The sequence below is a fragment of the Klenkia sesuvii genome, from assembly GCF_037083825.1.
Lineage (GTDB): Bacteria > Actinomycetota > Actinomycetes > Mycobacteriales > Geodermatophilaceae > Klenkia > Klenkia sesuvii.
Genome location: NZ_JBAPLU010000028.1, coordinates 35,631 through 43,634, shown reverse-complemented (window position 1 = coordinate 43,634; position 8,004 = coordinate 35,631). Strand labels below are relative to the sequence as shown.

Below are 8,004 nucleotides of genomic sequence, written 5' to 3'. Positions count from 1 at the left end.
GTCGTGAGGCGCGGTGCTGCCACCGGTGCTGCCACCCCCGGCCCGGGCGATGGGGCCTGGGCCGGGGACGCGCTGGTCAGCGTGGTGCGCCCGGCAGGAATCGAACCTGCGACCAAGGGATTAGAAGGCCCCTGCTCTATCCGCTGAGCTACGGGCGCTCGGCGTCGTCGATCATCCCACCCGCCCTACACGACCGGACGTCGACCGCGCTGGCCGTCGTCCACATCGGGGGGTGCTGTCCACAGATGTGCGCGCAGGCTCCTCGACCGGCCGGCGCGGCGCGAGGGTCGTGGTGCCGGCGGCCCTCGCCGGCACCACCCCTGGAGGAGCACCGTGAACGACACCCCGTTGACCATCGTCGGCAACCTCGTCGAGGACCCGCGCAGCACCGCGACCGCGAACGGCCGGGTCGTCAAGTTCCGGCTGGCGTCCAGCAGCCGCCGGTTCGACCCCCAGCAGCAGGCCTGGGTGCCCAAGAACGACATCTTCATCGGCATCGACTGCTGGGGTCAGCTGGCCGACAACGTCATGGTCAGCCTGCACAAGGGCGACCCGGTCGTGGTGCAGGGCGAGCTGCGCCTCGACGAGTGGGACACCGACGAGGGCCGCCGCTCGGCCTTCAAGGTCAAGGCCTACGCCGTGGGCCCCGACCTCGCCAAGGGCCGGGCGGCGTTCGAGCGCACCACGCGCATGGTCGTGCCCCCGCCGCTGACCGAGGACGGGGCGGTGCCCGACCTCGTCGACGACCACGCGCACGACCCGGCCCGCGGCACCGACCCCGACTTCGACGACGACCGCGCCGAGCGGGACCGGGCGGGGGCCGTCCTCGAGGCGGCGCTCGCCTGACCGGCCGACCGGGGCCGGGGACGTCCTCCCCGGTCCCGGCGCCGTCGGGGTTGCCGGGGGCTGGGAGACTGGACGACGGTGCGCAGCGCCGGCCCGTGGTCGTGCCCGGGTCGCCCGCGCCGACCTCGACCCGCACGATCCCCGAAGACGACGGAAGGCTCCCGTGGCCCAGTACATCTACTCCATGGTGCGTGCCCGCAAGGCGCACGGCGACAAGGTCATCCTCGACGACGTCACGCTGGCGTTCCTGCCCGGCGCCAAGATCGGCGTCGTCGGCCCCAACGGCGCCGGCAAGTCGACGGTCCTGAAGATCATGGCCGGGCTCGAGCACGCCTCCAACGGCGACACCGTGCTGGCCCCCGACGCGACCGTCGGCATGCTCCAGCAGGAGCCCCCGCTGAACGAGGACCTCGACGTCCGCGGCAACGTCGAGGAGGCCGTCAAGGACCTCCGGGCCGCGCTGACCCGCTTCGAGGAGGTCAGTGCCGCGATGGGGGAGCCCGACGCCGACTTCGACGCGCTGCTGGCCGAGCAGGGCGAGCTCATGGAGGTCATCGAGAACGGCGACGGCTGGGAGCTCGACAACCGCATCGAGCAGGCGATGGACGCGCTCCGCTGCCCGCCCGGCGACGCCGACGTGAAGGTGCTCTCCGGTGGTGAGCGCCGCCGCGTCGCGCTGTGCAAGCTGCTGCTCGAGGCGCCCGACCTGCTGCTGCTCGACGAGCCCACCAACCACCTCGACGCCGAGTCGGTGGCCTGGCTCGAGGCGCACCTGGAGAAGTACGCCGGCACTGTCGTCGCCGTCACCCACGACCGGTACTTCCTGGACAACGTGGCGCAGTGGATCCTCGAGCTCGACCGCGGCCGGGCCTACCCCTACGAGGGCAACTACTCCACCTACCTCGAGACCAAGGCCGCGCGCCTGAAGGTCGAGGGGGCCAAGGACGCCAAGCGCGCCAAGCGGCTCAAGGACGAGCTGGAGTGGGTGCGCTCGGGCGCCAAGGCCCGCCAGGCCAAGAGCAAGGCCCGCCTCGCCCGATACGAGGAGATGGCCGCGGAGGCCGACAAGTTCCGCAAGCTCGACTTCGAGGAGATCCAGATCCCGCCGGGTCCCCGGCTGGGCAACGTGGTCATCGAGACCGAGAAGCTGGTCAAGGGCTTCGGCGACCGCGTCCTCATCGACGGCCTGACGTTCTCCCTCCCGCGCAACGGCATCGTCGGCGTCGTGGGGCCCAACGGCGTCGGCAAGACCACCCTGTTCAAGATGCTGGTCGACCAGGAGGAGCCCGACGGCGGCGACATCAAGGTCGGCGAGACGGTCAAGATCGCCTACGTCGAGCAGAACCGCAGCGGCATCGACCCGGCCAAGAGCCTGTGGGAGGTCGTCTCCGACGGCCTGGACCACATCAAGGTCGGCAACGTCGAGATGCCCTCCCGCGCCTACGTCTCGGCGTTCGGGTTCAAGGGCCCCGACCAGCAGAAGAAGGCCGGCGTGCTCTCCGGTGGCGAGCGCAACCGGCTGAACCTGGCGCTGACTCTCAAGCAGGGCGGCAACCTGCTGCTGCTCGACGAGCCCACCAACGACCTGGACACCGAGACGCTCACCAGCCTGGAGAGCGCGCTGCTGGAGTTCCCCGGTTGCGCCGTCGTGGTCAGCCACGACCGCTGGTTCCTCGACCGGGTGGCCACCCACATCCTCGCCTACGAGGGTGACTCGACGTGGTTCTGGTTCGAGGGCAACTTCGAGGACTACGAGAAGAACAAGGTCGAGCGGCTGGGTGCCGACGCGGCCCGCCCGCACCGGGCGACCTACCGCAAGCTCACCCGCGATTGACGAGCGAGTGACACCTGGCTGCTGTCCGAGCTCGCCCGGGACCGCAGTCAGGTGTCACTCGGCGGGGAACCGCTGCACGAAGCGGCGCTGCGACCAGGTCTCGACGGCGCACGGTCGGTAGCGGGCACGCACCCACCGCACCGCGTCGGCGGCCGGCACGCCGTCCAGCACGGCCAGGCAGGCGAGCGCCGTCCCCGTGCGGCCGGTGCCACCCCGGCAGGCCAGCTCGACCCGCTCGTCGGCGCACCGGTCCAGCACCTCGACCAGCACGCGGCGCAGCTGCTCGGCGTCGCGGGGGAGCCGGAAGTCCGGCCACGGCACCCACTGCTGCTCCCACGCGACGGGAGCCGGTCGGCGGCCGAGCAGGTGCACCCCGACCTGGGGGAGCGGCCCGCCGGGAGCGGGTCGCGCCCCCCCCCGACCGCGGACCAGTCGCCCCGAGGGCAGCTCGACCACCCCCGGACGGCCCGGCGCCCACGTCATCGACAGGTCACCGGGTCACCGTAGGCGTGGGTCGTGCGGCAAGGTGTGCGCCCGTGAGGTTCTCGGTGCAGGTGCCCATGCGCTGGGCGGACATGGACGCCTACCAGCACATCAACAACGTGGCGTTCCTCGGCTACTTCGAGTCCGCGCGCGTCGCGCTGTTCTTCGACCAGCCCACCCACGACGCCGAGACCGGCATGCGCCGCGGGCTGGTCGTGCACTCCCACGAGGTGCAGTACCGGCGACCGGTGGTGTACGACGCCGAGCCGCTCACCGTGCAGATCTGGGTGTCGAACGTGCGTGCGGCCGCGCTCACCTGCCACTACGAGCTTTTCGACCACGGGGTGCTGGCGGTCACCGGCAGCACCGTGCTGGTGCCGTTCGACTTCGCGCTGCAGCGTCCGCGGCGGATCACCCCCGAGGAGAAGGTGTGGCTGCAGCAGTGGCTGGACGAACCGGCGCAGGGGTGACCGGCCCGGCTGGTGCCACCGCGGATGCCGCCGGCGCGCCCGTCGACGTGCTCGCCGCGGCCGACCCCGTCCAGGCCGTCCTGGCCGCCCACCGCACGGGCCGGCGCATCGCGCTGCGCACCTCGGGCACGACCTCCCGGCCACGCTCCGTCGTGCGCAGCACCGCGTCGTGGTGGGACTCCTTCCCCGCGGTGTCCGCGCTGGCCGACCTCGGCGCGGGCGCCAGGCTGTGGTTGCCCGGACCGCTGACCGCCTCGATGAACCTGTTCGCCGCCGTGCACGCCCAGGCGGTCGGCGGCCAGGTCGTCGACGACGTCTCCGCGGCCACCCACGCCTGCCTCACCCCCGCGGTGCTCACGACCGCGCTGGCCGACGGCACGGCCCTGCGCGGCCTGCGGGTCGTGGTGGCCGGCGACCGGTTGACCCGCGAGCTGGCCGACCGCGCAGCGGCGGCCGGGGCGCGGGTCGGGCACTACTACGGCGCCGCGGAGCTGTCCTTCCTCGCCTGGGGCAGCGCCGACGACGACCTGCGCCCGTTCCCCGGGGTCGAGGTCGAGGTGCGCGACGGCGTCCTTTGGGCGCGCTCGCCCTACCTCGCCGACGGCTACGCGGAGGGGGACGGCCCGTTCGTGCGCGACGCCCAGGGGTGGGCCACCGTGGGTGACCGCGGGGGGCGCACCGCGTACGGACGGCTGGTCGTGGCCGGCCGGGGCCACCTCGCCGTCCTGACCGGGGGAGCCACCGTGCTGGTGGCCGACGTGGAGGCTGCCCTCCGCGCAGCGGGGGCCGGCGACTGCGTGGTCGTGGGGGTGCCGCACCCGCGGTTGGGGCAGCTCGTGGCGGCTGTCGGCACCGACGCCGAGGCGCTCGCGGCCGCCCGCGCAACCGGGCTGCCCGAGCTGTCGGCCGCCCAACGCCCCCGCCGCTGGGTCCACCTCGACTGCTGGCCGCTGACGGCAGCCGGCAAGGTCGACCGCACCGCGGTCGCCTCGCTGGCCGCCCAGCCCCGCCACCCCCGAGCCGTCACATGACGGCCAGGACCCACCGCGGCCCCCGACCGGGTCCGAGCCATCACGTGACGCCCGCTGTGGGGGAGGGGCGGACGCCCGCGGAGGGGGACCGGTGCGCGTGAGCGACGCGCCCGTCGTCGTCGCGGCGCTGCGGTCGGCCATCGGGACGGCGGGGCACGCCTTTGCCTCGGTCCCGGCCGCCGAGCTGGCCGCACCCGTGCTCGCCGCCGTGGCGGCAGCCGTCCCCGTGGCCCCGGCCGAGGTGCTGCTGGGCAACTGCACCGGCCCCGGCGGGGACCTCGCCCGGGTGGCTGCCCTCACCGCCGGGCTGCCCGTCGAGGTGCCGGCGCTGACCGTCGACCGGCAGTGCGCCAGCGGGTTGGCCGCCGTGGCGCTGGCCGCCCGCGCGGTGCGCACCGAGCCCGGTCTCGCGCTGACCGGCGGGGTGGAGTCGGCATCGACGTCGACCCGCCCCGGCCGCGCCGTGTTCGCCCCGCCCGCCCTCGGGGACCCCGACATGGGACCCGCGGCCGACACCCTCGCGGCCCGGTTCGGGGTCACCCGCGCCGAGCAGGACGCCTACGCCGCCCGCTCCCACGCCCGCGCCGTCGCCGCGCAGCAGGCCGGCCGGTTCGACGCCGAGGTCGTGCCGGTGGCCGGGGTGGCCCGCGACGAACGGCCCCGACCCGGTCTGACCGAGCAGCGGCTGGCCCGGCTGCGCCCGGCGTGGGGCGGCACCGGCACGGCCGGCAACTCCTGCGGGGTCAACGACGGGGCCGCCGTGGTGGCGGTCGTCGACGCGGCCACCCATGCCGAGCTCGCCGTCCCGGGGCTGCGCGTGCTGGCGACGGCGACGACGGGGTCGGACCCGGCCCTGCCCGGGCTGTCCCTGGTCCCGGCCGCGCGGGCGGCGCTCGAGCGGGCCGGGCTGGGCCTCGACGACCTCGACGTGGTCGAGCTGAACGAGGCGTTCGCCGGTCAGGTGCTCGCCTGCTGCCGGGCGCTGGACCTCGATCCCGGGCGGGTGTGCCCGCAGGGTGGTGCGCTCGCGCTGGGGCACCCGTGGGGCGCGTCGGGCGCGGTGCTCGTCGTCCGGCTGTTCAGCCAACTGGTGCGGGCCGGCGGTGGCCGCTACGGCCTGGCCGCGATCGCGGCCGGCGGCGGGCAGGGTGTCGCCGTCGTGGTCGAGGCGGTCGGCCCGGTGCCCGGCTAGGCGGTGTCGGCGCCACGGGCGTCGAGGGCCTCGCCCACCGTGTGCGCCAGCTGCAGCACCGACACCAGCAGCGGCACCACCAGCCGCACCAGCGCCCGCGGCCCACGCACCCGGCCGCCCCGGGCGGCCTGGGCCTCGCGGATGCGGTCGGCGCGTTCGGCCACCAGCGGGATGAAGCGCAGCGCCATGGCCACCGCCAACCCGATGCGCGCCGGGCGCACCCCGACCAGCCGCAGCGGCGCGCACAGCCGCTCCACCACCGCCACCAACGCGGTCACCCGGGTGGTGGCGGTGACCACGGCGGCGGCCAGCACCAGCGCCAGCAGCCGGACGGCGGTGACCGCCCCGGTGAGGACGTCGGTCGCCAGCGCGTGGAAGACGAAGATCGCCACCACCCAGACCGCGACCACCCGGGCCTGCCGAGCCAGCACCGCCCCCGGCAACCGGGCCAGGAGCACGCCGACCAGCAGCACGACCGCCAGCGACGTGACGGCCACCAGCAGGGTCGGGACGACGAACACCACCGCGCCCAGCACGACCAGCGCCAGCAGCTTGGCCCCGGCCGGGGCGCGGTGCACCGCACTGGCCCGGGGGACGTACAGGGCCAGCGTCACCGGTCGGCCATGAGCGCGCGGTAGGCCGACAGGGCAGGCGTGGGACGGTCGTCGGCGACCACCCGGCCGCCGTCCACCACGAGCACGCGGTCGAAGCCGGTCAGCAGCTCGAGGTCGTGGGTCACGACGACGACCGACTGGTCCAGCCCGGCCACGACCCCTGCGATGCGTCGGGCGTTGACCAGGTCGAGCAGGGTGGTGGGCTCGTCGAGCACGATGCGCGCCGGGCGCATCACCAGGACGCCGGCGACGGCCAGCAGCTGCTTCTGACCGCCCGACAGCAGGTGCGCGGGGTGGTCGGCGTGCTCGGCCAGGCCGTACCGGGCGAGCACCTCCGCCACCCGCTCGGCGCGCTCGTCCGCCGGGACGCCCTGGTTCTCCAGGCCGTAGCCGACGTCCTCGGCGACGGTGGGGTGCACGATCTGCGCGTCGGGGTCCTGGAAGACGAAGCCGACCCGGCGGCGCACCTCGCGGGCGGCAGTGGCGGTGTCCAGGCCGTCGACCAGCACGCGGCCCGTGCTGGGCACGACCAGGCCGTTGAGCAGCCGGGCGAACGTCGACTTGCCCGAGCCGTTCGCCCCGACCACGCCGATGCGGTGCTCGGTCAGGTGCAGGTCCAGGTCGCGCAGGACGGTGCGCCCGCCGTAGGCGTGGCCGACCCCGAGCAGCTCGATGCCCCGTCCGGGGTCGGGTTCGGGTGCCGGTGCGGCCGTGCGCCGCCGCCTCACGGCCGGGTGGCCTGCCGGGGCCGCTCGATCACCGGGTAGGACTTCCGGACGGCGACGGCGAGCACCGCGGCGACGACCGCCTTCACCAGGTCGCCCGGCACGAAGACCGCCGAGCCGGTGGCGGCAGCGCCCAGCGGGGTGTCGGAGTACAGGCTGATGAACGGGATCCCGATGGCGTAGACGACACCGATGCCGCCGACCAGCGTGGCGACCAGCGCGGTGGCCAGGTTGAGCCGTCGCCAGAACAGCTCGACCAGCAGCCCGGTGACCAGGGCGCCGATCGGCCACGAGTAGAGGAACCCGGCGCTGGGCCCCACGAAGACCGACAACCCGCCGCGCCCGCCCGACAGCACCGGGAGGCCGACGGCGACCAGCACCAGGAAGAGCAGCAGCGCCAGGAACCCGCGCTTGGCGCCGAGCACGGCGCCGGCCAGCATGACGCCGAGGGTCTGCGCGGTGATGGGCACCGGCAGCGCGGCGACCGGGACGGCCGGCAGCAGGCCGAGCACCGCGGTCAGGGCGGCGAACAGCGCGACGTAGGCCAGGTCACGGGTCTTCATCGGGGTCCTCCGGACGGTGCGGGTGTCGACCGCGGAAGGTAGCCGAGGCCTGCGGAGCGGAACGTCACCGGGCTGACCTGGGGGTTACCCAGCCCGATTGCACGGGTGCGCAGCGTGAGGTTGTCTGGGGTCCACGGGGTCCGCGACGAACGGCGAAGAGGGAATGGCGTCCGCATGGTGGTCCTCGTGGTGGCAGCGCGTGCTGTCGGCACCAGCGCCCGCCGTGCGGCCGGCCGATACCCCCAC

At 74.8% G+C, this 8,004-nt stretch carries 9 protein-coding genes and 1 tRNA gene; 5 read left to right on the top strand and 5 right to left on the bottom strand.

The window, feature by feature from the left end:
• Positions 1-82: 82 nt before the first annotated feature.
• Positions 83-158: transfer RNA gene (locus tag TEK04_RS19395), tRNA-Arg, on the bottom strand.
• 175 nt (positions 159-333) lie between these two features.
• On the opposite strand from TEK04_RS19395, the gene TEK04_RS19390 reads away from it, so the two are divergent.
• Positions 334-846 carry a single-stranded DNA-binding protein gene (locus TEK04_RS19390; RefSeq protein WP_336406007.1) on the top strand — a complete coding sequence of 171 codons (513 nt, stop codon included), beginning with the start codon at positions 334-336 and terminating at the stop codon, positions 844-846.
• 163 nt (positions 847-1,009) lie between these two features.
• The gene (gene ettA / locus TEK04_RS19385) at positions 1,010-2,680 is read left to right on the top strand and encodes an energy-dependent translational throttle protein EttA (protein WP_336406006.1); all 1,671 of its coding nucleotides are present in this window, start codon (positions 1,010-1,012) and stop codon (positions 2,678-2,680) included.
• Between the two features lie 54 nt (positions 2,681-2,734).
• Here ettA and TEK04_RS19380 read toward each other — a convergent pair whose 3' ends face one another.
• On the bottom strand, positions 2,735-3,052 hold the full coding sequence (locus TEK04_RS19380) for a protein-tyrosine phosphatase family protein (RefSeq protein WP_336406005.1): 318 nt from the start codon (positions 3,050-3,052) through the stop codon (positions 2,735-2,737).
• A 164-nt stretch (positions 3,053-3,216) separates the two neighbouring features.
• Here TEK04_RS19380 and TEK04_RS19375 point away from each other — a divergent pair, with 164 nt between their 5' ends.
• From TEK04_RS19375 to TEK04_RS19365, 3 genes are all read left to right on the top strand, one after another.
• Positions 3,217-3,633: an acyl-CoA thioesterase gene (locus tag TEK04_RS19375; protein ID WP_336406004.1), complete on the top strand. Its 417-nt coding sequence runs from the start codon at positions 3,217-3,219 to the stop codon at positions 3,631-3,633.
• The gene (locus TEK04_RS19370; RefSeq protein WP_336406003.1) at positions 3,606-4,664 is read left to right on the top strand and encodes an AMP-binding protein; all 1,059 of its coding nucleotides are present in this window, start codon (positions 3,606-3,608) and stop codon (positions 4,662-4,664) included. The genes TEK04_RS19375 and TEK04_RS19370 overlap by 28 nt, the downstream gene beginning before the upstream one ends.
• A 97-nt stretch (positions 4,665-4,761) precedes the next feature.
• Complete coding sequence (locus tag TEK04_RS19365; protein ID WP_336406002.1) at positions 4,762-5,856, top strand: thiolase family protein; 1,095 nt, start codon at positions 4,762-4,764, stop codon at positions 5,854-5,856.
• Here TEK04_RS19365 and TEK04_RS19360 read toward each other — a convergent pair.
• From TEK04_RS19360 to TEK04_RS19350, 3 genes are read right to left on the bottom strand one after another with little or no spacing between them, the layout of a single operon-like run.
• Positions 5,853-6,470, bottom strand: coding sequence for an energy-coupling factor transporter transmembrane component T (locus TEK04_RS19360; protein WP_336406001.1), 618 nt, complete (start codon positions 6,468-6,470; stop codon positions 5,853-5,855). The two genes, TEK04_RS19365 and TEK04_RS19360, sit on opposite strands and share 4 nt — an antisense overlap.
• A complete protein-coding gene (locus tag TEK04_RS19355) occupies positions 6,467-7,198 on the bottom strand; it encodes an energy-coupling factor ABC transporter ATP-binding protein (RefSeq protein ID WP_336406000.1) in 732 nt (243 codons plus the stop codon). The genes TEK04_RS19360 and TEK04_RS19355 overlap by 4 nt, the downstream gene beginning before the upstream one ends.
• On the bottom strand, positions 7,195-7,758 hold the full coding sequence (locus tag TEK04_RS19350) for a biotin transporter BioY (RefSeq protein ID WP_336405999.1): 564 nt from the start codon (positions 7,756-7,758) through the stop codon (positions 7,195-7,197). Before TEK04_RS19350 ends, TEK04_RS19355 begins: the two co-directional genes overlap by 4 nt.
• Positions 7,759-8,004 lie beyond the last annotated feature (246 nt).